The sequence below is a fragment of the Enterococcus sp. HMSC076E04 genome (genome assembly GCF_001814285.1).
Taxonomy (GTDB): domain Bacteria; phylum Bacillota; class Bacilli; order Lactobacillales; family Enterococcaceae; genus Enterococcus_B; species Enterococcus_B lactis.
In genome coordinates this window covers 1-487 of record NZ_KV815636.1, presented here as the reverse complement: position 1 = coordinate 487, position 487 = coordinate 1, and the positions used below count along the sequence as shown (strand labels likewise).

General features: G+C 28.1%; 1 pseudogene. It reads right to left on the bottom strand.

Annotated features, from left to right (window positions below):
- A pseudogene (locus HMPREF2961_RS13635) lies at positions 1-337 on the bottom strand (hypothetical protein); the annotation flags it as partial.
- Positions 338-487 lie beyond the last annotated feature (150 nt).

Here is a 487-nt window from a genome sequence, read left to right as displayed (position 1 = left end):
TAAAATTTGTCAAAAAAACTGTTGCCATTCCAAGTTGTAGAAAAAAAGTATTGAACGGATGCTTCATTTTACGATTCAAAAATTCTTCATATGTTACCTGATCAAAATTCTTATAGCTACCTTGTTGGTTTAAATACCACCGCACCTTTTTTGAAAGGGAGAGACTGAGTAACACAGTTTGAAATTGCTTATATATTTTATCATTATGACCATCTGAGGTTAATTTTGTTTTACGGATATATTCCTTCCCTTCCTCTTTTTTTAAACAATGTTTTCCCACTTTTAACGTCAATTGAGCTAATTCTTTATATGTTACCTGACTGTTCTTATAAGCCATTGTAATCCTCCATATTTTTTATATAAATTATATCAAAAAAATAACGAAATGAATTTATAAATAAAAAACAATGTATTTTCTTTATATATATATAAGTAAGTCGTCCTTTTCTAAGTACGGGAGCGTCAATAATTTTGTGTAAATGGTTCT